The organism is Pseudomonas sp. NFX15 (assembly GCF_049132105.1).
Taxonomy (GTDB): Bacteria; Pseudomonadota; Gammaproteobacteria; order Pseudomonadales; family Pseudomonadaceae; genus Aquipseudomonas.
In genome coordinates, this window is the sequence record NZ_JAFMPV010000029.1 from 18,655 (window position 1) to 45,186 (window position 26,532).

Annotated in this window: 23 protein-coding genes and 1 pseudogene; 13 read left to right on the top strand and 11 right to left on the bottom strand. The window is 60.8% G+C overall.

The annotated features are described in order from the left end of the window. Window positions 1–38: 38 nt before the first annotated feature. Window positions 39–800 carry a gamma-glutamyl-gamma-aminobutyrate hydrolase family protein gene (locus tag J1D76_RS23490; RefSeq protein ID WP_421140719.1) on the bottom strand — a complete coding sequence of 254 codons (762 nt, stop codon included), beginning with the start codon at window positions 798–800 and terminating at the stop codon, window positions 39–41. 283 nt (window positions 801–1,083) lie between these two features. Between J1D76_RS23490 and J1D76_RS23495 the strand changes: the two genes are divergently transcribed. The 5 genes from J1D76_RS23495 (at window position 1,084) to J1D76_RS23515 (ending at window position 6,952) form a co-directional block, all read left to right on the top strand. Continuing rightward, window positions 1,084–2,460 (top strand): glutamine synthetase family protein, encoded by a 1,377-nt coding sequence (locus J1D76_RS23495; RefSeq protein WP_421140720.1) that lies wholly within the window; start codon window positions 1,084–1,086, stop codon window positions 2,458–2,460. Window positions 2,461–2,670: 210 nt separating this feature from the next. Next, on the top strand, window positions 2,671–4,161 hold the full coding sequence (locus J1D76_RS23500) for an aldehyde dehydrogenase (RefSeq protein ID WP_421140721.1): 1,491 nt from the start codon (window positions 2,671–2,673) through the stop codon (window positions 4,159–4,161). Window positions 4,162–4,214: 53 nt separating this feature from the next. After that, on the top strand, window positions 4,215–5,513 hold the full coding sequence (locus tag J1D76_RS23505) for an NAD(P)/FAD-dependent oxidoreductase (RefSeq protein WP_421140722.1): 1,299 nt from the start codon (window positions 4,215–4,217) through the stop codon (window positions 5,511–5,513). Window positions 5,514–5,912: 399 nt separating this feature from the next. Beyond that, on the top strand, window positions 5,913–6,461 hold the full coding sequence (locus tag J1D76_RS23510; protein ID WP_421140723.1) for a cupin domain-containing protein: 549 nt from the start codon (window positions 5,913–5,915) through the stop codon (window positions 6,459–6,461). A gap of 203 nt (window positions 6,462–6,664) precedes the next feature. Then, window positions 6,665–6,952 carry a hypothetical protein gene (locus tag J1D76_RS23515; protein ID WP_421140724.1) on the top strand — a complete coding sequence of 96 codons (288 nt, stop codon included), beginning with the start codon at window positions 6,665–6,667 and terminating at the stop codon, window positions 6,950–6,952. 183 nt (window positions 6,953–7,135) lie between these two features. Here J1D76_RS23515 and J1D76_RS23520 read toward each other — a convergent pair whose 3' ends face one another. Both J1D76_RS23520 and J1D76_RS23525 read right to left on the bottom strand, forming a co-directional pair. Further along, a complete protein-coding gene (locus J1D76_RS23520) occupies window positions 7,136–7,354 on the bottom strand; it encodes a PLD nuclease N-terminal domain-containing protein (RefSeq protein WP_421140725.1) in 219 nt (72 codons plus the stop codon). A 79-nt stretch (window positions 7,355–7,433) separates the two neighbouring features. Continuing rightward, window positions 7,434–8,342 carry an alpha/beta fold hydrolase gene (locus J1D76_RS23525; RefSeq protein ID WP_421140726.1) on the bottom strand — a complete coding sequence of 303 codons (909 nt, stop codon included), beginning with the start codon at window positions 8,340–8,342 and terminating at the stop codon, window positions 7,434–7,436. 238 nt (window positions 8,343–8,580) lie between these two features. On the opposite strand from J1D76_RS23525, the gene J1D76_RS23530 reads away from it, so the two are divergent. After that, window positions 8,581–10,500: a tyrosine-protein phosphatase gene (locus tag J1D76_RS23530; protein ID WP_421140727.1), complete on the top strand. Its 1,920-nt coding sequence runs from the start codon at window positions 8,581–8,583 to the stop codon at window positions 10,498–10,500. 482 nt (window positions 10,501–10,982) lie between these two features. Here J1D76_RS23530 and J1D76_RS23535 read toward each other — a convergent pair whose 3' ends face one another. Further along, window positions 10,983–11,927, bottom strand: a complete 945-nt coding sequence (locus J1D76_RS23535; protein WP_421140755.1) for a helix-turn-helix transcriptional regulator — start codon at window positions 11,925–11,927, stop codon at window positions 10,983–10,985. Between the two features lie 241 nt (window positions 11,928–12,168). Continuing rightward, complete coding sequence (locus tag J1D76_RS23540) at window positions 12,169–12,621, bottom strand: hypothetical protein (RefSeq protein WP_421140728.1); 453 nt, start codon at window positions 12,619–12,621, stop codon at window positions 12,169–12,171. Between the two features lie 298 nt (window positions 12,622–12,919). Here J1D76_RS23540 and J1D76_RS23545 point away from each other — a divergent pair, with 298 nt between their 5' ends. Both J1D76_RS23545 and ppk2 read left to right on the top strand, forming a co-directional pair. Next, a complete protein-coding gene (locus tag J1D76_RS23545) occupies window positions 12,920–14,638 on the top strand; it encodes a SulP family inorganic anion transporter (protein WP_421140729.1) in 1,719 nt (572 codons plus the stop codon). 58 nt (window positions 14,639–14,696) lie between these two features. Further along, window positions 14,697–15,512: a polyphosphate kinase 2 gene (gene ppk2 / locus J1D76_RS23550; protein WP_421140730.1), complete on the top strand. Its 816-nt coding sequence runs from the start codon at window positions 14,697–14,699 to the stop codon at window positions 15,510–15,512. Window positions 15,513–15,555: 43 nt separating this feature from the next. Here ppk2 and speF read toward each other — a convergent pair whose 3' ends face one another. Both speF and J1D76_RS23560 read right to left on the bottom strand, forming a co-directional pair. Further along, entirely contained in the window at window positions 15,556–17,739 is a 2,184-nt protein-coding gene (gene speF / locus J1D76_RS23555) for an ornithine decarboxylase SpeF (RefSeq protein WP_421140731.1), read from the bottom strand. 184 nt (window positions 17,740–17,923) lie between these two features. Beyond that, a complete protein-coding gene (locus tag J1D76_RS23560) occupies window positions 17,924–18,172 on the bottom strand; it encodes a hypothetical protein (RefSeq protein WP_421140732.1) in 249 nt (82 codons plus the stop codon). A gap of 14 nt (window positions 18,173–18,186) precedes the next feature. On the opposite strand from J1D76_RS23560, the gene J1D76_RS23565 reads away from it, so the two are divergent. Beyond that, a complete protein-coding gene (locus tag J1D76_RS23565) occupies window positions 18,187–18,957 on the top strand; it encodes a DeoR/GlpR family DNA-binding transcription regulator (RefSeq protein ID WP_421140733.1) in 771 nt (256 codons plus the stop codon). A 165-nt stretch (window positions 18,958–19,122) separates the two neighbouring features. Here J1D76_RS23565 and J1D76_RS23570 read toward each other — a convergent pair whose 3' ends face one another. From J1D76_RS23570 to J1D76_RS23585, 4 genes and pseudogenes are all read right to left on the bottom strand, one after another. Next, window positions 19,123–20,406, bottom strand: coding sequence for an NAD(P)/FAD-dependent oxidoreductase (locus J1D76_RS23570; protein WP_421140734.1), 1,284 nt, complete (start codon window positions 20,404–20,406; stop codon window positions 19,123–19,125). Window positions 20,407–20,877: 471 nt separating this feature from the next. Further along, the gene (gene chrA / locus J1D76_RS23575) at window positions 20,878–22,236 is read right to left on the bottom strand and encodes a chromate efflux transporter (protein WP_421140735.1); all 1,359 of its coding nucleotides are present in this window, start codon (window positions 22,234–22,236) and stop codon (window positions 20,878–20,880) included. 194 nt (window positions 22,237–22,430) lie between these two features. Further along, a pseudogene (locus J1D76_RS23580) lies at window positions 22,431–22,526 on the bottom strand (bestrophin); the annotation flags it as partial. Between the two features lie 150 nt (window positions 22,527–22,676). After that, window positions 22,677–23,528: a CAP domain-containing protein gene (locus J1D76_RS23585; protein ID WP_421140736.1), complete on the bottom strand. Its 852-nt coding sequence runs from the start codon at window positions 23,526–23,528 to the stop codon at window positions 22,677–22,679. A 142-nt stretch (window positions 23,529–23,670) separates the two neighbouring features. Here J1D76_RS23585 and J1D76_RS23590 point away from each other — a divergent pair, with 142 nt between their 5' ends. The 4 genes from J1D76_RS23590 to J1D76_RS23605 all read left to right on the top strand — a co-directional run bounded on the left by J1D76_RS23590 (window position 23,671) and on the right by J1D76_RS23605 (window position 26,531). After that, the gene (locus J1D76_RS23590) at window positions 23,671–24,291 is read left to right on the top strand and encodes a cell wall hydrolase (RefSeq protein WP_421140737.1); all 621 of its coding nucleotides are present in this window, start codon (window positions 23,671–23,673) and stop codon (window positions 24,289–24,291) included. Between the two features lie 198 nt (window positions 24,292–24,489). Continuing rightward, window positions 24,490–25,467, top strand: coding sequence for an NAD-dependent epimerase (locus J1D76_RS23595; RefSeq protein ID WP_421140738.1), 978 nt, complete (start codon window positions 24,490–24,492; stop codon window positions 25,465–25,467). 48 nt (window positions 25,468–25,515) lie between these two features. Next, entirely contained in the window at window positions 25,516–26,256 is a 741-nt protein-coding gene (locus J1D76_RS23600; RefSeq protein WP_421140739.1) for a glycosyltransferase family 2 protein, read from the top strand. Then, entirely contained in the window at window positions 26,253–26,531 is a 279-nt protein-coding gene (locus J1D76_RS23605; protein ID WP_421140740.1) for a lipid-A-disaccharide synthase N-terminal domain-containing protein, read from the top strand. The genes J1D76_RS23600 and J1D76_RS23605 overlap by 4 nt, the downstream gene beginning before the upstream one ends. Window position 26,532: the final 1 nt, after the last annotated feature.

Consider the following 26,532-nt stretch of genomic DNA (forward strand, 5'->3'; position numbering starts at 1 on the left):
GCGGGGGCAGTTAATCGTTGAATGTGGGTATCAGGTGCTTAGCGGGTGTGACGCAGGGCCGCCCGTTGCCGGCAGGCTTCGCCGAACGCCTGGAAAATACTCAAATAAGGAGGGTTATCCAGTACTCGCCATTCCGGGTGCCATTGCACGCCGAGGGCGAAGGCCTTGCTGTGTTCGACCGAGACCGCCTCGATCAGGCCATCGGGCGCGACGGCTTCGGCGCGCAGGCCGGGAGCGAGGCGGTCGATGCCTTGGCTGTGAATCGAATTGACCTGGAACACCGGTGGCAGGTCCAGTGCTTCGAACACGCCGCCAGGCTGCACATTCACCGCATGGGCGGGAGCGTACTGCACGGCCAGGTCCGGGTGGTTGGCTTCGCGATGATCGAGATAGCCCGGCAGTTCATGGACTTTCTGATGCAGGCTGCCACCGAACGCCACGTTCATTTCCTGGAAACCACGGCAGATGCCGAGCACCGGGACGCCGGCCGCGATGGCGGCGCGGATCAGTGGCAGGGTGGTGCGATCCCGTTGTGGGTCGTGCTCTGTGCCGGGGGCGCTGTCGGGGCCTTGATAGTGGAAGGGTTCCACGTTCGACGGCGAGCCAGTCAGCAATAGACCGTCGAGCTGCGGCAGCAGGTCTTCGATTTCGGTCAGTTCGGCCAGGGAAGGAATAACGACAGGCAGCCCCAATGCCGCGACGCTGACAGCACGCAAGTACTTGTCGCCGCTGATGTGGTAGGGGTGCAGGCCAATCTGTTTGACGCAGGCAGTAACGCCGATCAATGGCTTGAATGCCATTTTTATCACCTCGAAGTTTGACACTTGAACGAGCTTTTCCGGAGCTTAGCCTTGTTGATTTTAATTAACAACTCTCATGTAAAAAATTCTAAACGCCGCACGTCCGATCATTAGGATTTACGGGCGTTTTGTGGCGTATCTGGCACTCTCGTGCCGCTGAAGTGCCCGAAAATAAACGTTGAAAGGCCAGATGTTCGCTATTGACTTCACTTTGCCTTTCGGATTGACTGGGCTCGTGAAAGGGCGGTGAACATAATAATTAACAGTAAAAAATAGGTGCATCATGTCGGTCCCTCTGCGTACCGTTCAACTCAACGAAGCAAACGCATTCCTTAAGAAATATCCTGAGGTTTTGTACGTCGACCTTCTGATTGCGGATATGAACGGTGTGGTGCGCGGCAAGCGCATCGAACGCACCAGTCTTCATAAGGTTTACGAGAAAGGCATCAACCTGCCGGCGTCTCTGTTCGCTCTGGACATCAATGGTTCTACGGTGGAAAGCACCGGCCTGGGTCTGGACATTGGCGACTCCGACCGGATCTGCTACCCCATCCCGGGCACCCTGAGCATCGAACCCTGGCAGAAGCGCCCGACTGCGCAACTGCTGATGACCATGCACGAACTCGAAGGTCAGCCGTTCTTCGCTGATCCGCGCGAAGTGCTGGCCAATATCGTGCGCAAGTTCGACGACATGGGCCTGACCATCTGCGCAGCCTTTGAGCTTGAGTTCTACCTGATCGACCAGGACAACGTGAACGGTCGTCCGCAATCGCCACGTTCGCCGGTCTCGGGCAAGCGTCCGATGTCGACCCAGGTCTACCTGATCGACGACCTCGACGAATACGTCGACTGCCTGCAAGACATCCTCGAAGGCGCGAAAGAGCAGGGCATCCCGGCTGATGCCATCGTCAAGGAAAGTGCACCGGCGCAATTCGAAGTCAACCTGCACCACGTGGCTGACCCGATCAAGGCGTGCGACTACGCTGTCCTGCTCAAGCGTCTGGTGAAAAACATCGCCTACGACCATGAGATGGACACCACCTTCATGGCCAAGCCATATCCGGGCCAGGCGGGCAACGGTCTGCACGTGCACATTTCGATCCTGGACAAAGAAGGCAACAACATCTTTGCCAGCGAGGATCCCGAGCAGAACGCCGCGCTGCGTCACGCGATCGGCGGTGTGCTGGAGACCCTGCCGGCGCAGATGGCGTTCCTCTGCCCGAACGTCAACTCATACCGTCGTTTCGGCGCACAGTTCTACGTGCCGAACTCGCCGAGCTGGGGCATCGACAACCGCACCGTGGCCGTGCGTGTACCGACCGGTTCGCCGGACTCGGTGCGCATCGAACACCGCGTAGCGGGCGCCGACGCCAACCCGTACCTGTTGATGGCTTCTGTATTGGCGGGCGTGCACCACGGCCTGACCAACAAGATCGAGCCGGGCGCACCGGTGGAAGGCAACAGCTACGAGCAAAACGAGCAGAGCCTGCCGAACAACCTGCGCGACGCCCTGCGCGAACTGGACGACAGCGAAGTCATGGCCAAGTACATCGACCCGCTGTACATCGACGTGTTCGTGGCGTGCAAGGAAAGCGAGCTGGCCGAGTTCGAGAACTCTATCTCCGATCTTGAGTACAACTGGTACCTGCATACCGTTTGACGGCGTTGGCGGCACACACCAAACCTGTGTCCGCCGCCGACCCCTGTAGGAGCCGGCTTGCTGGCGATGGCGTCATGACAGTCAACATGGATGGCGTCTGATCCACCGCCATCGCTGGCAAGCCAGCTCCTACAGGGATCGCATTTCATTTTTTGATTGGGCGGGCGTTCGTCCGACGATCACTCAATTCCCCTGCGTCGAGTCACAACAATGACAAACACTCGCAGCGACTGGGAGCAACGCTTCCAGTCCCTCACCATCGAAGGCCGCGCCTTCATCGATGGCCAATACCGCGCGGCCGCCAGCGGCGCCACGTTCGAATGCCTGAGCCCGGTCGACGGTCGCTTCCTGGCGAACGTTGCCAGCACCGACGAAGCCGATGCCAACGCTGCGGTTGAAGTGGCACGGCGCACCTTCGAATCCGGCATCTGGGCCAACCTCGCCCCGGCCGAGCGCAAGCGCGTGCTGATCCGTTTCGCCGACCTGATCCTGGCCAACCAGGAAGAACTGGCGCTGCTCGAAACCCTCGACATGGGCAAGCCGATCAGCGACTCCATGAGCATCGACATCCCGGCGACTGCCAACGCGATCCGCTGGACCGCCGAAGCCATCGACAAGATCTACGACGAAGTCGCCGCCACGCCCCACGATCAGCTGGGCCTGGTGACGCGCGAAGCGTCCGGCGTGGTCGCGGCCATTGTGCCGTGGAACTTCCCGCTGATCATGGCCAGCTGGAAATTCGCCCCGGCCCTGGCGATGGGCAACTCGTTCATCCTCAAGCCGTCGGAAAAATCGCCGCTGACCGCGATCCGTATCGCCCAACTGGCACTCGATGCCGGTATCCCGAAAGGCGTGTTCAACGTGCTGCCGGGTTACGGTCACACCGTGGGCAAGGCGCTGGCGCTGCACATGGACGTCGACGTGCTGGCCTTCACCGGCTCCACGGCAATTGCCAAGCAACTGATGATCTACGCCGGCCAAAGCAACATGAAGCGCGTCTGGGCCGAAGCCGGTGGCAAGAGCGCGAACGTGGTGTTTGCCGACGCGCCGGACCTGCGCGCTGCCGCTCAGGCCGCGGCCAGCGGCATCGCTTTCAACCAGGGGGAAGTCTGCACCGCTGGTTCGCGCCTGCTGGTGGAACGTTCGATTCGCGAGCAGTTCATCCCGCTGCTGGTCGAAGCCCTGCAAGCCTGGAAACCGGGCCATGCACTCGATCCGGCGACGACCGTGGGCGCAGTGGTCGACCAGCGTCAACTGGACAACGTGCTGCGTTACGTCGGCATCGGCAAAGCGCAGGGCGCCGAACTGATCGCCGGCGGTAGCCGCACCCTCGAAGACACCGGTGGCCTGTACGTGGAACCGGCGATTTTCGACGGCGTGACCAACGCCATGACCATCGCCCAGGAAGAAATCTTCGGCCCGGTGCTGTCGGTCATCACCTTCGACACGGCTGAAGAAGCCCTGGCGATTGCCAACGACAGCATCTTCGGCCTCGCCGCTGGTGTCTGGACGCGCAACCTGAGCAAGGCCCACACCTTCGCCCGTGGCTTGCGTGCCGGCAGCGTCTGGGTCAACCAATACGACGGCGGCGACATGACGGCGCCGTTCGGCGGGTACAAGCAGTCGGGTAACGGTCGGGACAAATCGCTGCACGCGTTCGACAAGTACACCGAACTCAAAGCGACCTGGATCAAGCTCTAACACCTTTAAAGCGACGGTCGCCTGCACGTTGCCGGCGACCCTCGGAGAAACGTATGAAACACAGCACTGATAAACAAACGCACGTAAACAGCTACTACGCGGCCACCCGCAACTTCACCGGCGACTTCCCGGTGCTGGAAGAACTGGTCGAATGCGATGTCTGCGTGATCGGCGCCGGCTACACCGGTTTGTCTTCGGCCCTGTTCCTGGCCGAAGCCGGTTACAGCGTCACCGTGCTCGAAGCCGCCAAAGTTGGTTTCGGTGCCAGCGGTCGTAACGGCGGCCAACTGGTCAACTCCTATAGCCGCGACGTCGATGTCATCGAAGAGCGTTATGGCGACAAGACTGCAGAAGTCCTGGGCAGCATGATTTTCGAAGGCGCCGACATCATCCGTCAGCGCATTCAGCATTACGACATCCAGTGCGACTACCGCCCCGGCGGCATCTTCGCGGCGATGAACAAGAAGCAACTCAAGGGCCTGGCCGAGCAGAAGAAGAGCTGGGAACGCTACGGCAACAAGAACCTGAAGATGCTCGACGCAGCCGACATCAAGCGCGAAGTCGGTTCCCAGGCTTACGTCGGCGGCCTGCTGGACATGCAGGGCGGTCACATCCACCCGCTGAACCTGGCGCTGGGCGAAGCTTCGGCCATCATCGGCCTGGGCGGCAAGATCTACGAGCAGTCGGCGGCGCTGGAAATCACTTACGGCGAGCCGATCACCGTGCGCACCGCCAAGGGCGTGGTCCGCGCCAAGTACCTGCTGATCGCCGGTAACGCCTACCTGCCGCAAGGCCTGGATAACCGCGTGACCAGCAAGAGCATGCCGTGCGGTTCGCAGATCGTCGTCACCGAGCCGTTGTCGGAGCAGCAAGCGCGTAGCCTGATCAAGAACAACTACTGCGTCGAAGACTGCAACTACCTGCTCGACTACTACCGCCTGACTGCCGACAATCGCCTGCTGTACGGCGGCGGCGTGGTCTACGGCGCACGCGAGCCGGACGACATCGAGCAACTGATCCGCCCGAAAATCCTCAAGACCTTCCCGCAATTGAAGGACGTGAAGATCGACTACCGCTGGACCGGCAACTTCCTGCTGACCATGTCGCGCATGCCGCAATTCGGCCGTATCGAGAAAAACGCCTACTACATGCAGGGCTACAGCGGCCACGGCGTCACGTGCTCGCACCTGGCCGGCAAGTTGATCTCGGAAATGATTCGTGGCGATGCCGAGCGTTTCGACGCGTTTGCTTCCTTGCCGCACATGCCAATGATCGGCGGGCGCACGTTCTCGGCACCGCTCACCGCGATGGGCGCCGTGTACTACTCGCTGCGCGACCGTTTCGGCATCTAAGCTTTACCTCCCCGGCGGTTGCTGTGTCACAGCAACCGCCGGTTTTTTTTCTGAAACACCGCTGTCCCCTGTAGGAGCCAGCTTGCTGGCGAAGAGGTCATATCGGCCAAAATGGATGTCGCCTGACACACCGTTTTCGCGAGCAGGCGCGCTCCTGCAGTTTGTTTTAATCTGCCGTCTATCGAACCTGCTGAGCATTACCAGCAAACGTGATTTAATAGCCGCCTTTCACGTTTCCGGGACCGGAAAACGGCGTGATTTACGCCTGTCTCCACCCCTCCATTATCCTTGTAGGAGCAAGTTTGCTCGCGACAGCGTTGGTTCAGACAACCACTGTGTTGAAGGTCAGATCGCCATCGCGAGCAAGCTCGCTCCTACAAGTTGGCACATAAGGCTGTCATGGATACGGGCTCACGACTCAAATTAGTACGCGAAAGCTACAAACTGTCCCAGCGCGAGCTGGCCCGGCGTAGCGGCGTCACCAATGCCACCATCTCCCTGATCGAACAGAATCGAGTCAGTCCCTCCGTCAGCTCGCTGAAAAAGCTGCTGGAAGGCATTCCCATGTCCCTGGCCGATTTTTTCACCTTCGATCAGCCGCCCCGCGAGCACCAATACGTCTTTCGTGCCAATGAACAGCCCGACCTCGGCCGCCATGGCCTGCGCCTGCTGCTGATCGGCGCCTCCGTGCCGAGCCGGCAAATGCGCCTGCTGCGCGAGCAATACGCGCCGGGTGCCAGTTCCGGCGAAGAGCCAATCGTGCATGCCGAAGGCGAGGAATGCGGTCTGGTCACCCGTGGCACGGTCGAACTGACCGTGGACGGGCAGGTCAGCGTCCTCGGCGCCGGCGATGGCTATTACTTCCCGACCACCTTGCCGCACCGGTTTCGCAACATCGGCGCCGACGAAGCCGAAATCATCAGCGCCAACACCCCGGCCAACTTCTGATGTAAAAGCAAATCCTGTAGGGGCGGGCTTGCCCGCGAAGACGGCATTAACTTCAACCTCACAGTTGACTGATCTACCGCGGTCGCGAGCAAGCTTGCTCCTACAGATTTGATGGGCTCAAGCCTGACCGTTCATCTGTTGCCCCGCACCTTCCCGATCCCGATTCTTCCAATGCGTAACAACCCCACGCAGGAGGAATCAACATGATCAATCACAAAATAGTGGTTCTGGCCCTCGCCGCGATCCTGTCCGGCGCTTCTGTCCAGGTCATGGCTGCCAGCAACACCGGCACCAGCGAAACCAACGCCGACGGCACCAGCCAAACCCGTGAACCCGCGCCAAAAGCCACCAACGCCGACCCGGATGCCGCCTCGCTGCCCAGAGGCGCGGACGGCGGCAAGACCGATAACGGCCCCGTCCCGGCCGGGTCGAAGCCTGCTGGTGGTGGTCAGACGGGTAATAGCGGTGGTGGCAATGCGGGGGGCGGTTAGTTCGCTGATTTCGCTTGCCCGGCATCCGGGGCTTACGTAGCCATGGCAGTAAGAACCCGCTCAAATGCGTAATGCTGTTCACTTAACCGATAGAGCAAACAACCGAAAAACCTGTGGCGAGGGAGCAAGCTCCCTTGCCACAGGGGTGAATTCCTACATGATTTTCGGAAGCCCAGGGGTCGATCAATGCCGGGCCTGGACCGACTGCGGGTCATGCGCGATGTGCTTGGGGCCTGCCAAGGCCCAGAGGATCAAGCCAATCAGTGGCACAAACACGATCACCACCATCCACACCCCCTTGGTGCTGGCCTTGCCTTCGCTTTTGCGCAGCCGGTTGATTGCCCACAATTCAATCAGTACCAGCACGGCCGTCAGCGCGATCCACGTCGTTTCGTTTTGCATGGTCCACCTCCTGAATAGTCATTCAGTTAGGCGGACGCTCAGGGTCAGGGTTCATTAAATTTGTGCCACCCACACCGGATCACGGCGCCATAAACCCACGAACGGCCGCGATGGTGGGCGTCGGCGCTTCTTCCATCAGCCAATGCCCAGCCCCTGGAATCACCACTTCGGTGACCTTGTCTGCGGCATTGCGCATCACAATGGCTTCATTGGCACCGAAGGATTTTTCACCGCCAACCGCCAGCACCGGCATGCCCAGTTTTTTGCTCATCGACGCTTCGTTGTCCACGGCATCCTGGCGAATGCTGCGGAACTGGGCGAAGGCGGCGTGCATGGCGCCAGGGCGGGCGTAGAGCTTGGCGTAGTGTTGGCGGGTGCCTTCGTCTACCTTGGCCGGGGTGCCGGCGAATTCGTTCCAGAAGCGGTCGAGGTAGATGCGTTCGCGCCCGTCCACCAGACGTTCCATGTCTGGCCCGCCGAAGTCGAAATGCCACAGCATGGGTGAGCGCACGATGTCGTTCCACGGTGGTATGCCCGGCACGGGTGCGTCCATCACCACCAGTTTGTCGGTCATTTGCGGGTAACGCGAGGCGTAGGCAAAGGCGACCATGGTGCCGATGTCGTGGCCGATGACTACGCAGTGCTCGATCTTCAACGCGCTCAACACGCCACGAATATCAGCCGCCTGGGTCTTCTTGTCGTAGCCATTTTCCGGGATCGACGACAGACCCATGCCGCGCAAGTCCGGCACCACCACCGTGTGGTCCCGTGCCAGGTCGGTCGCCAGCGGCGCCCACATGTCACCGGTATCGCCAAAGCCATGCAACAACACCACCGCCGGGCCCTTGCCACCGACGCGCACGTGCATCGTAACGCCGTCGACCGGGATGTCCTGGGTCTTGAACGAGGCTGGGAACGGTGTCACGTCTGCCTGGGCGGCGAAGCTCAGGGTCAGCAGGGTCAGGGCGGTCAACAGGGAGCGGGTCATAGGGGAATCTCCAGGGTTGGCGATGACGCGGTTCGCTGAGCGTAGACGCATCTCAAGCGGTTGAAGGATCTGTTTTGAGCGGGGATTTCTGGCCGGACGGCACGATTTGCGGACAGAAAACGAACCGTGCGGACGCATCGCGCAGTGATTTCCCTGCGCAGGCGATTTGTCATATTCAGCATCATTTGAATGTAGATAGTGGACAGCCCAACGCTATTGAAAATAATGAGGCTGCACCGTGTTTCAACGTCTTGTGTGTTCACTGTCCGTTCTAAGCCTGTCCATCGCTGCCGCCCAGGCGGCCGAGACTGTCCAGCTCAATACGCCGCGCCTGCAGAGCATCGATAACTTTCGCGATGTCGCCGGGCTCACCACTGCCTACAACACCGCCAATGACGGCACTATGCGTGGCGGGGTGTTCTATCGCTCCAACGCGCTGACCCCGTCGGCGGCGGACCTCGCGACCCTCAACAGCCTGGGGATCAAGGCGGTGTACGACCTGCGCACGCCGAGCGAGATCGCCGCTACGCCGGACACGTTGCTCACCGGGGCGACCTACACCAACATCGACATCATCGGCGGCTCGACTTCCGGTGCGAACGTGACCAACATTTCGTTCCGCAGCGCTGCCGACGCCATCGCCATGATGGAAGACACCAACCGCGATTTCGTGCGTAACGCCGGTATGCGCAGCGAGTTCAACCAGTTGTTCAATGCGCTGGCCTCGGTCGATGGCGCCGAGCTGTTCCATTGCACCGCCGGCAAGGACCGCACCGGTTGGACCGCCGCGGTGTTGCAGAGCATCGCCGGCGTCGACAACGCGACGATCATGAGCAACTACCTGGCCACCAACGACTACACCGCCGCACGTGTAGCGGCGACACTGGCGGCGATGCCGGCGAGCATGCGCGCTATTTATGAGCCATTGATTGGCGTGCAGGCCAGCTATCTGCAAGCTGGCCTGGACGAGGTGACCGCGCAGTACGGCACCATGGACAACTACCTCAAGCAAGGCCTTGGCCTGTCCCAGGAAACCATCTACGTGCTGCGCGGCAAGATGGTGTTCTACAACACCTTGCCGGGTGAAGCGGGGTTGGCCGGTAACTCGGCGGCCGGTGCGCGGTTGTTGGGGCAACTGCAGAACAGCAATCTGTCGGGCACCTACAGCGCCTACAACTACTACCTGCAATCGGCCATCGATGCACACAGCCTCGGCGGCGTCGAGTCCACCGTTGGCGGTCAGGTGCACGCCGACGCCGCCAGTTATCTGTTGCGCCAGGGCGCGATGATCGATCAGGCCGCGGCACCGTTCACCAGCGGCATCGACCTCAAGGCAGGGCAATATCGGCTGTGGAGCACCGCGCTGGCGGGGTATCTGGGCACCGACGGTTCGTCCCAGGCCTCCAGCAGCAACGAGCACAGCCAGGGCATGATGATTGGCCTGACCCAGCGCTTTTCCGAACAGCTCAGTGCCCATGCCGGCTTCGGCTACAGCAGTGGCAACGTTGGCGGCGCCGGTGGCGAGGCCGATACCGACCTGACCTTCTTCAGCGCGGGCGCACGCTATGCACCGAACGGTCTGGAACGTGGCCTGTTTGTCGATGCCGATGCCAGCGCCGGTTATCTCGATTACTCAAGCAAGCGCGAATTGGGCGCAGGCCTGGGCACGGCCAAGGGCGACAGCCATGGCAACCTGACGGGCGCGACCCTGGCGTTGGGTTACCGGGTGCCGGTCAATAGCGTGACGCTGGAACCGAGCCTTGGTGTGCGCATCAGCCACGTCAACCTGTCGGGCTTCCAGGAAAAGGGCAGCGAGTTGGCCCTGGATGTCGACAGCATCCATGAGACGCGCAAGAGCGCGGTGGCCAACCTCAATGCAGCTTTTGCACCCGTCAGCCTCGGCGCCTGGCAAGTGGTGCCGGGCGTGCAAGTGGGTTATGAGCACGTACTGGGCGATTCTGAAATCGACAGCCAAGGGCATTTGCTGGGTCTGGACGTCGAGCAGCAAGCTGCGTTCGACAATCGTGACCAGTTCACCGGTGGCGTCAACGCCATGGCCCGATTGGGTGCGTGGAGCGTCGGCGCAGAAGTCGGTGCCAGTGGTGGCGGCGACAGCCACGGCTTCAATGGCGGCCTGAAGGCCAGTTACCTGTTCTGACGTGTATGAGCTGGCTTGCCAGCGAAAGCGGTGGGTCAGCAGCGTGAATGTTGGCTGATACGACGCCTTCGCTGGCAAGCCAGCTCCTACAGTTTTTGTGGTGAAGCCAGCATTGTGAGTATCCCCAAATTCCTTGTGGGAGCTGGCTTGCCAGCGAAAGCGGTGGGTCAGCTGCATGAATGTTGGCTGGTACGACGCCTTCGCTGGCAAGCCAGCCCCCACAGTTTTTGTGGTGATGCCAGCATTGTGAGTATCCCCAAATTCCTTGTAGGAGCTGGCTTGCCAGCGAAAGCGGTGGGTCAGCAGCGTGAATGTTGGCTGATACGACGCCTTCGCTGGCAAGCCAGCTCCTACAGTTTTTGTGGTGATGCCAGCATTGTGAGTATCCCCAAATTCCTTGTAGGAGCTGGCTTGCCAGCGAAAGCGGTGGGTCAGCTGCATGAATGTTGGCTGGTACGACGCCTTCGCTGGCAAGCCAGCTCCTACAGGGTGTTGAGTGGCGATCGTTGGCCTTTTCTCACGTCGGCGGGGCTGACGCCGTAGGCGTTCTGGAAATATTGGCAAAACCTGCCGACATTGCTGAAGCCATGTTGCAAGGCCACGTCCGTCACCGACGGCGACAGCCCTTGGGACAACACCGCGTGCGCGCGCTCCAGGCGTACCTGGCGTTGGTAGGCGGCGATCGATGTGCCCATGAATCGCTGAAAACCTTCCTGCAAGGCGCGCAGGCTGACGTTGCTCAAACGGGCCAGCTCCGTGCCGCTGACCAGGTTGTCGGGGTGTTCCTGAATGTACTCGGCCGCCAGCTTCACGTGGCGTGGCGCGATGAGCGGGGAAGGGCGGCGCAGGGCCTCGGTGAAGTTGTGTGGCCAGGCCTCCAGTACCGCATCGACGAGCATTTCCCGAAGCCGCGAAGGCATCAGCGAACCGGCGTTGATCAGCACATCAAACTCGGTGCCCGTGGCCAGGTCGACCAACGCCTTGATGGCCTGCAAGGCGGTGACGTTCAGGTCCACCACAGGCTCGAAACAGACTTTTTGCAGGATCGGCTTGCCCAGCAACGTCGCCAAGCGTTCGGTGATCAGCGCCCGGCTGATCGAAATCCCGTGATGCGCATGGTTGTCGAGGAAGCACGTCGAGTGAATCTCGGCCTTGTCGATGGCCAGGCCAACCTGGGCATGCCCCACCGATTCGGTGCCGTGGTTGAAAATGATCTTGCCCGCCGTGGGAATCACGAAAGTGATCTCGTCCAGGGGTTCGGGAAACGTCACGGTAAAGTCGCCGTGGTAATGCATGCGGCGAAAACTTACCCCTTCATGACGGCCGTAGACCCCGCCGATGATGATGTTGCCGGGCGGTGGTGCGGAGTCGGCATACAGGTTGCCGAACATCTTCGAGAACAGCGCGCCAAAGTCGTCGCAGCGCATATCGTTGGATCGGATGATGATTTGCTTGCGCGTCGTTGAGTACACCTGACGTGTCACCTTGAGCGGGTGGGCAGAGCCCTGGAACCGGGAGCGGACGATCGGGAAAAGCGCTAGGACGTTATCAGCCAGTAGTGACAGGTTTGTGACGTTCGTCCATTTAGTGCGAGATGGTTTCTGGCGCCACCGCCCGACCGGAGCAACGCAGGTGCGAGCGGTACAGAGGCGCAACAGCGAGGCGACGCTATTTCGCGGGCGCTGGCGGCTTGATGTCGCCGCAGAAAAGATCAACGTTGCCATCGGTTGCCGCCGAGCGCACGACCACCGAGTACTCGCCTGACAGCAGCGTTTTGAGTGGCACCGGGGCTGTCCTGTTGAAGGTCCAGCCGCGTACGGGTTGGCGTTCGGTGTTGACCTGATCGTTCAGCGCATAGGCCACGGAGCCGGGTTCTGCGCAGCTGCGATTATTGATGAAGGAATACAGGCGCAAGGGCAGGGATGCGCCGCTTGGAACGCCACTGATGAAAAAACTCAGCCCGGTCTTGTTGTCCCAGTCGGTCAACGCGACATTGCCGATCTGCCCGGTGTTTTGTCGTGTGGCGGTCAAGGTCACGTTCACGTCCTGACTCGGCGACGTGCTGCAACCGAAAAGGCTTGTGGCAACCATGAGTGCTGCCAGTGAGGTTCTGAGCTTCATTGCCAAACTCCTGAGTTGAAGAACTGCAACGGGGGAATTAGCGGGTATAGCTCATTAATCGGCTTTATGGCGTCGTCCGAATGGGGCTTTCCTTTTTTTACGCGGTGATGCCGGAGTGTTTGGCGCATTTGGCCGGTAGTTAATGCGCAGTGCCGGTTCTGCGCAACGCCTGACAACGCCCGTCGCTGCGGCGCAAACCGGCTACATTACAGAAGGGCTACACGTGCAGTTAAAGGATTGTGCCGTGCGTCGCGCCTGCTCATCATCGGCACGGGACGAATTGCGACTGGAGTAATACATGAATCAACACGGCAGCCATCCGCATGAGCGGATTTCAGGCACCCCGCGCCAGGGTGCCGTTCGCAGCCTGTTGGTCCCGGAGTGGCTTGGCAGTTATCGGCCCGACTGGCTCAGGGGCGATGTGATCGCCGGGCTCACGGCTGCCGCGGTGGTGATTCCCAAGGCGCTGGCCTACGCCACCATTGCCGGGTTGCCGGTGCAGGTCGGGTTGTACACGGTGCTGGTGCCGATGGTGATTTATGCCGTGCTCGGCACCTCGCGCCCACTCAGTGTCAGCACCACCACCACACTGGCGATCCTGGCCGGCTCCGCACTGGGGCAGATCAGCCCCGATGGCGACGCGGCAACCTTGCTGGCCGGCTCCGCCACGCTGGCGCTGATGGTCGGGGCGATCCTGATTGTGGCGGGGTTGCTGCGATTGGGTTTTGTGGCCAACTTCATTTCCGAACCGGTGCTGGTGGGCTTCAAGGCCGGGATCGGCGTGGTCATCGTGCTCGACCAATTGCCCAAGCTGCTGGGCACGCACATCGACAAGGGTGGTTTCTTCCACAACGTGGTGGCCACGTTCCAGAGCATCGGCCACGCCTCGCTGCCGACCGTGGCGCTGGGCGCGTTCATGGTGTTGCTGCTGATCGGTATGAAGCGTTTTACACCCCGGCTGCCGGCACCGTTGATTGCAGTGGCGCTGGGCATTCTCGGCATGAGCCTGTTGGGCCTCGAGCGCTTTGGCGTATCCGCCGTCGGCGTGGTGCCGATTGGCTTGCCTTCGCCGACGCTGCCGGTCTGGTCGATGGCGGAGCTGATGTGGCCATCGGCGATGGGCATCGCGCTGATGAGTTTCACTGAAACCATCGCGGCGGGACGCGCCTTCGCTCGCAATGACGAGCCCGCGCCACAACCGAACCGCGAACTGCTGGCCACCGGCGTTGCCAACCTGGGCGGCGCGTTCCTCGGGGCCATGGTCTCTGGGGGCGGCACCACCCAAACGGCGGTAAACCGCCTGGCCGGTGCGCGTTCGCAACTGGCCGCACTGGTCACTGCCGCACTGGCGCTGGGCACCTGCCTGCTGCTGGCGCCGCTGATTGGGCAGATGCCCAATGCCACGCTGGCGGCGGTGGTGATTGTGTATTCGGTGGGGCTGATCGAGCCGGCGCAGTTTCGCGAAATCCTCGCGGTGCGCCGCACTGAATTTGCCTGGGCCGTGGTGGCCATGATCGGCGTGATGCTGCTGGGCACGCTGCAAGGGATCGTCGTGGCGATCATCGTTTCGTTGCTGGCCTTGGCCTATCAGGTGTCCGATCCGCCCGTGCACGTGCTGGGACGCAAGCGCGGCACCAACGTCTTTCGCCCGCACGCTACAGGCAACGATGACGAACAATTCGACGGGCTGCTGTTACTCAGGCCCGAAGGGCGAATTTTCTTTGCCAACGCCGAGCGTATTGCCGAGAAGATTCGCCCGCTGATCGATGCGGCAACGCCCAAGGTGGTGATCTTCGACCTGCGCAGCGTATTCGACCTCGAATACACGGCGCTGAAAATGCTCACAAGCGCCGAGCAACGTATGAGTGAAAAAAGCATTTCGTTGTGGCTGGTCGGGATGAGCCCGGGCGTCTGGGCCATGGTGGCGAAGGCGCCGCTGGGCTACACGCTGGGCGAGGCGCGGATGTTCCTGAACCTGGAATTGGCCGTTGACCATTACCAGCACAGCCGAACGTGAGTGGTCTGCCCAGGGCCGCTGGCGGCGCTGTTTTGAAGTACCAAGCGAGGTAACGACGATGTCGAAAAAAAAGGCTGCACCAAAGAAGCCGGTTGAAAGTGAAAAGCTGAAAAACAAGGCCTACCTCAAGGAACTGGCTCGCCTGCATGTGGAACTGGTCAAGCTGCAGGAGTGGGTGCAGCACACCGGTGCGAAGGTGTGCATCATCTTCGAGGGCCGCGATGGCGCCGGCAAGGGCGGGACCATCAAGGCGCTGACTGAGCGGGTCAGCCCGAGGGTATTCCGGGTCATGGCGCTGCCGGCCCCGACCGAGCGGGAAAAAAGCCAGATGTATGTGCAACGTTATCTGCCGCACTTGCCCGCGGCTGGCGAAGTGGTGATCTTCGATCGCAGTTGGTACAACCGCGCCGGTGTGGAGCGGGTCATGGGTTTTTGCACCGACGAGCAGGTGCGCAGTTTTCTCAACGTAGTGCCGCGCGTCGAGCATGCGCTGGTCGAGTCGGGCATCATCCTGATCAAGTATTGGCTTGAAGTCAGCCAGGACGAGCAAACCCGGCGCCTCAAGGAGCGCATCACCGACGGGCGCAAGATCTGGAAATTGTCACCGATGGACCTCAAGTCCTATAACCGCTGGTACGACTACTCCCGTGCCCGGGACGACATGTTCGAAGCCACCGACACCGACTTCGCCCCCTGGCGCGTGGCCAATTCGAATGACAAGCGGCGGGCGCGGCTGAACATCATCAGCGACGTGCTGGGCAGCATTCCCTACGAGGAAGTGCCGCGGGCGAAAGTGGTACTGCCGAAACGGCAGAGCCCGGGCAACTATCGGGATCCGAACTACCCGTTCAAGTTCATCGTGGAAAAATTCTGACAGGTGCGGCCGCAGGCGCCAGTGCGGCGCCTGCGGCCTGACCTCAGGCCTTGATCACGTACCCATATGCCCGGGTACGACCCCCTTCCTGCTTGAGGTACACGCCTTGCAGTTCCGGCGTGAATCCCGGCAAGCGGTTGATGCCTTCTTCCAGTGCCAGGAAATATTTCAGCACCGCACCGCCCCAGACTTCGCCCGGGATTATGCAGAGTACGCCCGGTGGATAAGGCAGTGCGCCTTCGGCGGCAATCCGGCCATCGGCATCCGCCAGCGCCACCAGTTCGACATTGCCGCGGATGTACTCGATTTGCGCCTGCTGCGGGTTCATGGCCTTTTTCGGGAAATGGTCCTTGCGGAACATCTCTTTCTGCAATTGCTGCACGTTATGGTGGCGGTACAGGTCGTGCATTTCCTGGCAGAGCTGGCGAATGGTGTAGTTGTTGTAGCGCTCCTGATGCTGCGTGTAGATGGCCGGCAATACCCGGCTCATGGGCGCGTCATCGCTGATGAAACGTTCGAAGCGGGCGATTTGCGCCGCCAGATGGGTCATCTTCGCCCAGTCTTCGGCCGGGGTGAGCAGGAACAGAATCGAGTTCAAGTCGCACTTCTCCGGCACGATGCCGTTCTCGCGCAGGAAGTTGGCGAGGATGCCGGCGTGAATGCCGAAATCGGTGTAGCTGCCATCCACCGGGTCAATGCCCGGCGTGGTGAACAGCAACTTGCACGGGTCGATAAAGTATTGCTTCTCGGCATAGCCGCCAAAGGCGTGCCAGCGGTCCTTGGGATGGAACTCGAAGAACCGCAGGTCGTTGGCAATTTCTTCCGTGGGGTAGTCTTCCCACGCGCGACCTTCAATGGTGTATGGCACGAACGGACGGACCATGGTGCAGGCTTCGAGGATCAACTTGCGCGCCTCAATGCCGAACTTCACGCAGTCCTCCCACAGGCGCAAACCGCTGCGGCCCGAGTGAATGCGGGCGTTGACGTCTAGCGAGGCGAACAACGGATAGAACGGACTGGTGGAAGCCTGGGCCATGAACGCATTGTTCAACCGGTGATGGTTGCAATAGCGGGCCTGGCCCTTGATGTGGCGGTCTTTCTTGTGCACCTGCGAGGCCTGGGAAAAACCCGCCTGCTGCTTGTGCACCGATTGGGTGACGAATATACCGGGGTCGTTCTCGTCCAGATCGAGCAACAGCGGCGAGCAGTCTTTCATCATCGGGATGAACTGCTCGTAACCGACCCACGCCGAGTCGAACAGAATGTAGTCACACAGCTTGCCGATGCGGTCGACCACTTGCCGGGCGTTGTACACGGTGCCGTCGTAGGTGCCCAGTTGAATGATCGCCAGGCGGAATGGCCGGGGCAGTTGCGCCTTGTCCGGGGCCACCTCGGCAATCAGTTCACGCAGGTAGTCTTCTTCGAAACAGTGGGCATCGATGCCGCCGATGAAGCCGTAAGGGTTGCGCGCGGTTTCCAGGTACACGGGCGTGGCACCGGCTTGCAGCAACGCGCCCTGGTGGTTGGACTTGTGGTTGTTGCGATCGAACAACACCAGGTCGCCCGGGGTCAGCAAGGCGTTGGTCACCACTTTGTTGGAGGCCGAGGTGCCGTTGAGCACGAAGTAGGTCTTGTCGGCGTTGAACACTTTCGCCGCGTGTTTTTGCGCCAGCAGCGCCGGGCCTTCATGGATCAGCAGGTCGCCGAGCTTGACGTCGGCATTGCACATGTCGGCACGAAACAGCGTCTCGCCGAAAAAATCAAAAAACTGCCGGCCAGCCGGGTGTTTGCGGAAAAACTGGCCGCCCTGGTGGCCGGGGCAGGCGAAGGTTGCATTGGCGGCTTGGGTGTACTTCTTCAGTGAGTCGAAGAACGGCGGCAGCAGGCTGTCTTCATAGGCTCTAGCCGCTGTTTCCAACTGGTTGCCATGGTATTCGGCGTTGGCGCGAGTCAGGTCGAAAATACCGTTCACCTGCAACAGCACGTCCGTCAGGTGCTTATAGACTTCCCGCGGATGGCTGGCGGAATCCGGCGAGGCCACCAGGAAAATCGGAATGTCGAAACCAGTGCGCTGAATGGCACCCAGGGCACCGGCCATGACGTCATTGACAGACACCACCGCCACGGCGACGTTGGTGAAATCGGTCTGGCTGAGCGCTACCACTTCCCGAGCGTTCTTGAAGCTTGCAGCAGCGCCGTCACTGGCGGCTATTTTCAGGGGTTTCATCGTGGCGTCTCCAGGCGGGCAGTCAATTGTCCGCAGCTTTTAAAGAGTTCAATTTCCGAGGGCGCCTTCCAGTTCCCCTGATCGGAATCATGTCACCACTGGTTATAGAGCAAATTGCACATCTGTCAGCTTTTTACCACTGGCTTGCACATCTTGACTCCCCGGGTGCCTCACGGCTGGCCGGTCAGGCATGCACCAGCGCGATCGTGAACGAGACGACGATCATGCAGGCAAAAGCGAAATTGATATTCATGACGTTTCCATCCAAAACATGAGTGACGGCGTCATCTTGGACAGGGCGCAGGGAAATAAAAAATTCGGCGTAATGATTTGAAAGATCAAAAAAAATGATACTTGCGAGGGTTGGCCTTGCGGCCGGTTTGTGTTTGCCCGGCGCTTTGGCTAATCTCGCACAGCACGCAACTTCACGCATAAACGAGCACAAACATGCATGAGCCAGAATTACCTTCGGTACGTCGGCAAAAAATCCTGTTGATCCTCGAACGTGACGGCCAAGTCATGGCGTCGGACTTGAGCCAGCATTTCGCGGTGTCCGAAGACACCATTCGCCGCGATCTCGCAGAGTTGGCCAGCGCCGGCCTGGTGCAAAGGGTGCACGGTGGCGCCTTGCCGCGGCCCAAGGACACGGGCAAGGACTATTTCACCCGGATCAGCGAAACCGACGAAGTGAAAACCCATCTGGCGCAACTGGCGGCGCAACGGGTGCAGGACGGTCAGATCGTGGTGTTCGATGCCGGCACCACCACCTTGCAGATTGCGCGTTCGCTGCCGGCGGATATCGCCATCACCGCGATTACAGCGTCACCCATGACCGCCATCATTTTGTCCGAATACAAAGGCATCAAGGTGATCCTGGCCGGCGGCCAGCTCAACCCGGCGACGATGTCGGCCAGCGGCCACGAAACCCTGCGCCTGCTCGCGGGGATCAAGGCCGATCTGTTGTTTACCGGGGTTTGCGCGTTTCACCCGCAAGTGGGCCTGAGCTCTTTGCATTTCGATGAGGTGCCCGTGAAACAGGCAATGCTCGACTGCGCTTCTCACGTCATTGCCGTCACCACGGCGGACAAGCTCGGCGCGGTGGAGCCTTTTGTCGTCGCGCCTTGCAGCCGCGTGCACACGCTGATCACCGAACGGCATGTGGCGTCGGGGAATGTAGAGGACTATCGGGGATTGGGGATCGAGGTGATCCAGGCTTGATCAATGTTGGCTGGCTGATTTATTGAATCTGCCGACCCCTTCGCGGGCAAGCCCGCTCCTACAGGGTTGGCGTCGTACACAAAATCTGTGACCGACGCGGTCACTGTAGGAGCGGGCTTGCCAGCGAAGGGGCCCGCCCGAACACTTTCAATCCGAGGCAATGACTTAGCGCAAACGCTCAAGCATCTGGTAATACCACATGCCCGCCGCGAGCATCGGGTTGCCCAGTAAATCGCCCATCGGCACGCGGATGTGCTGGCAGGCGGCGAAGGTGTCGAATTGTTCCAGTTGCCCGGTGATCGCCCGGCCCATGATCTCGCCCATGATGTGGGTGGTGGCGATGCCGTGGCCGGAGTAGCCCTGGCAATACCAGACGTTGTCCGACAGCTTGCCCAGTTGCGGGATGCGGTTGATCACGATGCCCATCGCGCAACTCCACTGGTAATCGATCTTCACACCTTTGAGCGCCGGGAAAGTCTGCTCGATGCACGGGCGCAGTTCGGCGGCGATGTCGCGTGAATCCTTGCCGCTGTAGTTGGCGCCGCCTCCGAACAACAGGCGACCGTCAGCGGTCAGGCGGTAGTAATCGAGCACAAAGCGGCAGTCGTACACCGCGAGGTCCTCGGGGTTGATCTGTCGGGCCAGGTCGCCCAGCGGCGCGGTGGTGACGATGCCGCCCATGGCCGGGAAAATCTTGCCCTTGAGCTTGCCCGGCTCCAGTTTGTGGTAGACGTCGCCAGCCAGCAGCACCTGGTTGGCGTCGATGTGTCCGTGGGCCGTGCGCACGCCAGGCGAGTCGCCATGGATGATCTCCAGCACTTCGCTGTTCTCGAAGATCAAGGCACCGAGGCTTTCGGCGGCGCGGGCCTCGCCGATGCACAGGTTGAGCGGGTGCAGGTGCATGTTGCGGGTGTTCTTGATCGCGCCGTGGTAGAGGTCGCTTTGCAGCAGGTCGCGCACCTGGCTGCGGTCGAGCAGGCTGACTTCGTCGCCCATGCCACGGTGCACCGCTTCGTCGTAATCCTTGCGCAAGCCGTCCATGTGCGCCGGTTTGTACGCCGCGTGCAGGTGGCCGTGCTTGAGGTCGCAGGCGATGCCGTATTTTTCCACGCGCTGCTGGATGATCTGATGCCCGCGCCAGCGCAGGTTCCAGATGAAATCGTCGACCTCGTCGCCAATGCTGCGGCGCATCTGTTTGCGCATGGCTTCGTCACCCGACAGGCTGCCGGTCACCTGGCCACCATTGCGCCCGGTGGCGCCCCAGCCGATCTTGTGGCTTTCGACGATGGCGACCTTCAGGCCTTTCTCCGCCAGCTCGACAGCGGTGGCCACGCCCGTGAAACCGCCGCCGATGATCACCACGTCGACCCGGTGCCGGCCTTGCAGCGTCGGGTAATCGGTGTCCTGGTTGAGGGTGGCGGTGTAGTAGCAATTGCAACGATTAGTCATGACGATGTCCACGCGAATTTGGGAGAACCCAATGCCAGCCAGTCGCAGTGCGCAACCTGTAGCAGCTGGCTTGCCAGCGAAGGCGTCGTGTCAGTTGCCATGGTTGTTGGCAGCTACACCGCATTCGCTGGCAAGCCAGCTCCTACAGGGATTGCATACGCTGAGCAAAGCAGGGATAGCGAAAGGAGGGGCTCGCCAGTCAGGCGAGCTGGGCGCTATCCGGCGGACGGGCGGAGTGACGCAATTTAGAGCGGCGCAGGGCCATGGGCAGGTTGACGATGCGCTTCATGCAATGCCGTCCACGGCCAACAACGAGGTGGCCTGGAGTGAGAGGTTCAGCAGGTGCTGTTCTGACGGCAAAGTACGCATGGCGCAGGTTTCCAGCGTTGGAAATCGTCGGTGGCGAAAAAAACACGCCCTCCGGGGATGGCTGGATACTAGGGAGGATTGCGGCGCGTGTAAACGTTTGATTCAGAACATCAGGTGCACAGCCAGGCCGATCAACCCGCAGCCGATCAGCACCTCGATCACCCCGCGCTTGAAACGCAGCAAGGCCATGCCCGCGACGATGGCAATCAGCAGCGAAGGCCAGTCCAGTCGTCCTTCGAAGCCTTTGGGCCAGAGCACGTGATAGGCGAAGAAACAGGCCAGATTGAGAATCACGCCCACCACCGCGGCGGTAATGGCCGTCAGTGGTGCGGTGAACTTGATTTCGTTGTGTGTCGACTCCACCAGCGGTCCGCCGGCGAGGATAAACAGGAACGAGGGCAGGAAGGTGAACCAGGTCACCAGCGTGGCGGCCACGGCGCCGGCGAGGAACGCTTGATCCGGCCCGAAGACCTGATGCACGTAGGCACCGATAAAACCGACGAAAGCAACGACCATGATCAACGGTCCGGGCGTAGTTTCACCGAGCGCCAGGCCGTCGATCATCTGTGTCGGCGTCAGCCACCCGTAGTGACCGACCGCGCCCTGGTAGACATACGGCAGCACCGCGTAGGCACCGCCAAAGGTCAGCAGCGCGGCCTTGGTGAAGAACCAGGCCATTTGGGTCAGCGTGCCTTCCCAGCCGAACAGTGCAGTGAGCAGGGCCATGGGCAGCGCCCACAAAATCGCACCGATAGCGGCCAGGTGTGCCAGTTTCCAGCCACTGAAACGGGCGTGTTCAGGGGTGGGCGTGTCGTCGTCGATCACGGCTGGGCCGAAAGTTTTTTGCGCGGCGCTGTGGCCGCCGGTCCTGAATTTTTCCGGCGCCAGTCGCCCGCCGACATAACCGATCACCGCCGCGCCGAGCACGATCAGTGGAAACGGCATGTTGAGCACGAAGATGGCCACGAAGGACGCGGCGGCAATGCCCCATAACCAACCGTTCTTCAGCGCACGCGAGCCGATCCGGTGAGCCGCCTGCACCACAATTGCCGTGACCGCGGGCTTGATCCCGTAGAACACTCCGGCGACCACGGGCACTTCGCCAAAGGCGATGTACACCCAGGACAGCGCAATCAGAATGAACAACGACGGCAACACGAACAGCACGCCAGCGATCACCCCACCCCAGGTCCGGTGCATCAGCCAGCCGATGTAGGTCGCCAATTGCTGGGCTTCAGGCCCGGGCAACAACATGCAGTAGTTGAGGGCATGCAGAAAGCGCCGCTCGGAAATCCAGCGCCGGCGTTCGACCAGCTCCTGGTGCATGATCGAAATCTGCCCCGCCGGCCCGCCAAAACTGATGAAGCCGAGCTTGAGCCAGAACAGGAAGGCTTCGCGCAGGCTGACGGCCTGGGGTTTGGGCAACGCCTGTTGTGTGTCCGGGGCCGGCGTGAGGCTCAAGCGCAGGTTCCTTTTTGGCAGCGGGATCTTGAGGCCGAGACTCTAGCCATCAGCTCAGCACGAAGTCCACCGGTTCCAGCAGCGGTGGCAGCGGCGTCACACCTTGGGCCGCCAGCACGTCGCGCTCGATGATGCGTACCAGGGCGTCGATCGGCAGTTGGTTTTCATCGCGACTGAACGGGTCTTCCAGCGCACGTCACCATCAGCGCGCGCCAGGCGATTCGCTTGGCAATCGAGCCCTTGAGTGACGTGAGGATGCCGATCAGGTTGGGCTTGGGTCTGACGATCATGGTTTCGGCCTGGAGAGGGCGGTGATCGATCTGCCGATCGCCGCGCAGGTTCAGCAAGCGGCGCAGGCTAGAAACATCCGGGCGCGACGTCCAATCACTGTTAATGACCGTGTCATCGATCCGGTCTATGACGGACGCCGTTGCTTGCCATCACTGAGCGCCAAACATCGCCGTCCAGTAGATCCCCGCGTCGCTTTTCGGGTCGGTCGCGTAGGCCGCGCCCATGTCGCGGAACTGCGGGTTCATCAGGTTGGCGCAATGGCCGGGGCTGCTCAGCCAGCCCTGGACAACCGTGCTGACGCTGTCCTGCCCGGCGGCGATGTTTTCGCCGATCTGCTGGAAGTCGTAGCCGGCAAGCTCCGCGCGGTCACCCGGGGTGCGTCCGTCGCGGTCCTTGTGGTCGAAATAGTTGTTGTTGGCCATGGACCGCGAGTTGACTTCGGCGGCGCTGGCCAGCGTGGCGTTCCAGGTCAGCGGTGGCGCGGCGGCGAAAGACTGCGCGCCGCACTGGCGTGGCCGGGTGCGTGCGGTGTTGAGTTCGGCGAGTAATCTCTGGCCTTCGGTCTGCGTGTCACCCAGGCGTGCGCTCAACAACGGGCGCGCGACCACGATGCGCCAGTCACGGTCTTGGCGGCTGACGCCGATATTGACGAATTGCGGGTCGAGCACGATCTGGCAAAAACTCTCCTGGATCGCCTTCATCGCCGAGGCCGCATCACGCGGGCCGGACAGGCTGATGACCTGCACGTTCTTCATCGGGTAACCCGCAGTGGCCATGGCCTGTTGCAGGTTGCCGATGCTCGGCGCGGACAGCACCAGGCGCGGGTCGGCCGACAACGGCGGCAGTTCCGACGAGACCTGGCCTGCGCAGCGCTGCAACTGGCTGCGGTAGGTGTTGATCGACTCGATCAATTGCAGCTCATCGGCGGCCACGGCGTTGGCGGCGAATGCAAGGCCCGCGCAAAAAACGGCGAAACGCAGAGCGGATGAAATCAAACCCATGAAAGTCCCCTTTGAGCAGATGGCGCCCATGATGCGCGAAGTTGCCCCGTGTAAGACAACGCAATTATCCAGAGTGTAGTGGGGTGGGTGAAATCATTTCACTACTACACTGAGTCGATCGGCTCACTGAGTGACCCCAACCATGCGCCTCGACTGGATCGCTACCTGCCTCGCCATTACGTTGTTTGCGGCCCCCGCAGGGGCGTCGGACCAGGAGCAGAAAAAGCAAACGGCCGAGAACAAGGCCGAAGTGCTTGAGCAAAAAGCCGCCGAGAACAAAAGTTCCGCCCCGGCCCCCAAGGCCGAAGCCATAACCCAGTCCGAAGTCCAGGCCGTGGACCCGGCTGGCGCTGCGCCACTGGACGATGCGATTACCTGCCTGGCCCGTTCGATTTATTGGGAGGCCAAGGGCAAGGACTCCGCCGACATGGAAGCGGTGGCCAACGTGGTCATGAACCGTCTGGGCCACAAGGGTTTCCCCGACACCGTGTGCAAAGTGGTCAAGCAGGGCTCGGAAACCAAGAGTTGCCAGTTTTCCTGGTGGTGTGACGGCAAGTCCGACTCGGTCCAGGAAGAGGTGCCCTACGCGATGGCCAAGGAGATTGCACGCAAGGCCTTGAACAAGGAATTGCCCGACCGCACCCAGGGCGCGTTGTATTTCCATGACCGTACGGTCAAGCCGGGTTGGGCCAGGGACTACGTCAAGACCGTGGATATCGGTTTGTTCCGGTTCTACAAGCCGCATGATGGATCGGCCAAGTAGAGCAGGGATTTCGGCCAAATATTTTATTTTTGCTAAGGTCATGGCAGGCGTTATCGAAACTGAAATGTTTCTGTTTTATAAGTTTCATAACGTAACGGCGCTTGAACGACGCCATAGGCAGGAGCGACACATGAAGCTGACGAGGAACTGGGCTGGGTATCTCGCGCCGATCACGGTGCAATTCAAGGCGTGCGCCCAATGACCGTCCTGGTCACCGGTGCGGCCGGTTTCATTGGTTTTCATACGGTCCAGCGTTTGTGCCGCGAAGGTCAGGACGTCATCGGGATCGACAACCTCAACGACTATTACGATGTGCAGCTCAAGTACGCACGCCTCAAGCAACTGGAGACGTTGCCGGGTTTTCGCTTCCTCAAAATGGACATCGTCGATAAACCGGCGCTGATGACCCTGTTTCATGAGCACCGGTTTACCGAAGTCGTGCACTTGGCTGCTCAGGCGGGGGTGCGCTATTCGCTGGATAATCCCGATGCCTATGCGCAATCAAACCTGGTGGGTTTCCTCAATGTGCTGGAAGCCTGCCGCCATCATCGCCCCGAACACCTGATCTACGCCTCGAGCAGTTCGGTGTACGGCACCAACAGCAAGATGCCGTTCAGTGTCGAGGACCCGGTCGAGCACCCGGTTTCGTTGTACGCGGCCAGCAAGCGCGCCAATGAACTGCTGGCCGACAGTTACTGCCATTTGTATGGCCTGAAAGCCAGTGGCCTGCGCTTTTTTACCGTCTACGGTCCATGGGGCCGCCCGGACATGGCGCTGTTCAAGTTTACCGACGCCATCCTCCACGACCAGCCCATCGACATCTTCAACCAGGGGCAAATGTCGCGCGATTTTACCTATGTCGATGACATCGTCGAAGGGATCGCCCGACTGCGCCTTCGTCCTCCGGTGACCGAAGATTGCGCGACCGGGGCCAACCGACTGTTCAACATCGGGCGCGGCAAGCCCGTGGCATTGCTGGATTTCATCGAGTGCCTGGAATCGGCCCTGGGCCTGAAAGCCCGGCGTAACTACCTGCCAATGCAGGCCGGTGACGTGGTCAAGACCTGGGCCGATGTCTCGGCGCTGGCCGACTGGGTGGGCTTCTGCCCGCAAGTAACGCCGCAAACCGGTGTCGGTGAATTTGTGAAGTGGTACCGGCAGTACTATCAGATTTGACGCATTCGCCTCTGATCTCGGAAAAATCAAATAGGCGAGAGAGACTCCATGAGCCAAGACATTTTTGTATCCGTACTGATTCCCGCCAAGAACGAAGCGAACAACCTCAAGCCGCTGCTTGAGGAAATTCGTGTGGCACTGGCCGATGAATCCTACGAAATCATCGTCGTCGACGACGGCAGCACCGACGCCACCCTGCAGGAACTGCGGCAGATCCGCCACAACGGCCTCGACACCCTGCGCATCCTTCATCACGAGCGTTCGCTGGGGCAGAGCACTTCGCTGTACCACGCCGCGCGCGAAGCCCGCGGCCAATGGCTGGCGACCCTCGATGGCGACGGCCAGAACGACCCGGCGGACATCCCCGGCATGCTCGCGCTGGTGCGCGGTGAACCGAGCCAGGCCGATGTGCAACTGGTGGCCGGGCACCGGGTCAACCGCCGTGACACCGCGAGCAAGCGTTATGCCTCGCGGTTCGCCAACAACCTGCGTCGACGCCTGCTCAAGGACGCCACGACGGACACCGGCTGCGGCCTGAAGCTGATCGAGCGTGCGGCGTTCCTGCGCCTGCCGTACTTCGACCACATGCACCGTTTCATTCCGGCGCTGATCCAGCGCCACAACGGACGGATGATCGTGCACCCGGTCAACCACCGGCCACGCACCGCGGGAGTTTCCAAGTACGGCAATCTCGACCGTGCGCTGGTCGGCATTCTCGATTTGTTCGGCGTCTGGTGGCTGATCAAGCGCACGCGGCTGAACACCACTGCCCAGGAGTTCGAAGGATGATGCTGACCCGTGAGTCCCTGTGGCTGGTGATCGGCTTTCTTGGGCAGATCGCCTTTACCGGGCGCTTTGTCCTGCAATGGTTGTACAGCGAGTACCAGAAACGCAGCGTGATCCCGACCAACTTCTGGTACCTGAGCATCGTCGGCAGTACCTTGCTGCTGGCCTATGCCATCTACCGCCAGGACCCGGTGTTCATTGCCGGGCAGGCCTTTGGCTCCCTCGTGTATTTTCGCAACCTGCAATTGATTGCCAAAAGCACAAGCGTGAAGGAATAAA

Excerpts from the sequence above, each read along its gene's own strand:
- ppk2 (WP_421140730.1), top strand. The coding sequence starts at position 14,697 with ATGTCGAAAAAAAAGGCTGCACCAAAGAAGCCGGTTGAAAGTGAAAAG.
- J1D76_RS23590 (WP_421140737.1), top strand. The coding sequence starts at position 23,671 with ATGCGCCTCGACTGGATCGCTACCTGCCTCGCCATTACGTTGTTTGCG.
- J1D76_RS23520 (WP_421140725.1), bottom strand. The coding sequence starts at position 7,354 with ATGCAAAACGAAACGACGTGGATCGCGCTGACGGCCGTGCTGGTACTG.
- J1D76_RS23540 (WP_421140728.1), bottom strand. The coding sequence starts at position 12,621 with ATGAAGCTCAGAACCTCACTGGCAGCACTCATGGTTGCCACAAGCCTT.
- J1D76_RS23515 (WP_421140724.1), top strand. The coding sequence starts at position 6,665 with ATGATCAATCACAAAATAGTGGTTCTGGCCCTCGCCGCGATCCTGTCC.
- J1D76_RS23570 (WP_421140734.1), bottom strand. The coding sequence starts at position 20,406 with ATGACTAATCGTTGCAATTGCTACTACACCGCCACCCTCAACCAGGAC.
- J1D76_RS23505 (WP_421140722.1), top strand. The coding sequence starts at position 4,215 with ATGAAACACAGCACTGATAAACAAACGCACGTAAACAGCTACTACGCG.
- J1D76_RS23490 (WP_421140719.1), bottom strand. The coding sequence starts at position 800 with ATGGCATTCAAGCCATTGATCGGCGTTACTGCCTGCGTCAAACAGATT.
- speF (WP_421140731.1), bottom strand. The coding sequence starts at position 17,739 with ATGAAACCCCTGAAAATAGCCGCCAGTGACGGCGCTGCTGCAAGCTTC.
- J1D76_RS23535 (WP_421140755.1), bottom strand. The coding sequence starts at position 11,927 with ATGCGCTGCGACGACTTTGGCGCGCTGTTCTCGAAGATGTTCGGCAAC.
- J1D76_RS23585 (WP_421140736.1), bottom strand. The coding sequence starts at position 23,528 with ATGGGTTTGATTTCATCCGCTCTGCGTTTCGCCGTTTTTTGCGCGGGC.
- J1D76_RS23510 (WP_421140723.1), top strand. The coding sequence starts at position 5,913 with ATGGATACGGGCTCACGACTCAAATTAGTACGCGAAAGCTACAAACTG.
- J1D76_RS23565 (WP_421140733.1), top strand. The coding sequence starts at position 18,187 with ATGCATGAGCCAGAATTACCTTCGGTACGTCGGCAAAAAATCCTGTTG.
- J1D76_RS23560 (WP_421140732.1), bottom strand. The coding sequence starts at position 18,172 with ATGCGTGAAGTTGCGTGCTGTGCGAGATTAGCCAAAGCGCCGGGCAAA.
- J1D76_RS23595 (WP_421140738.1), top strand. The coding sequence starts at position 24,490 with ATGACCGTCCTGGTCACCGGTGCGGCCGGTTTCATTGGTTTTCATACG.
- J1D76_RS23605 (WP_421140740.1), top strand. The coding sequence starts at position 26,253 with ATGATGCTGACCCGTGAGTCCCTGTGGCTGGTGATCGGCTTTCTTGGG.
- J1D76_RS23495 (WP_421140720.1), top strand. The coding sequence starts at position 1,084 with ATGTCGGTCCCTCTGCGTACCGTTCAACTCAACGAAGCAAACGCATTC.
- J1D76_RS23600 (WP_421140739.1), top strand. The coding sequence starts at position 25,516 with ATGAGCCAAGACATTTTTGTATCCGTACTGATTCCCGCCAAGAACGAA.
- J1D76_RS23525 (WP_421140726.1), bottom strand. The coding sequence starts at position 8,342 with ATGACCCGCTCCCTGTTGACCGCCCTGACCCTGCTGACCCTGAGCTTC.
- J1D76_RS23500 (WP_421140721.1), top strand. The coding sequence starts at position 2,671 with ATGACAAACACTCGCAGCGACTGGGAGCAACGCTTCCAGTCCCTCACC.
- J1D76_RS23545 (WP_421140729.1), top strand. The coding sequence starts at position 12,920 with ATGAATCAACACGGCAGCCATCCGCATGAGCGGATTTCAGGCACCCCG.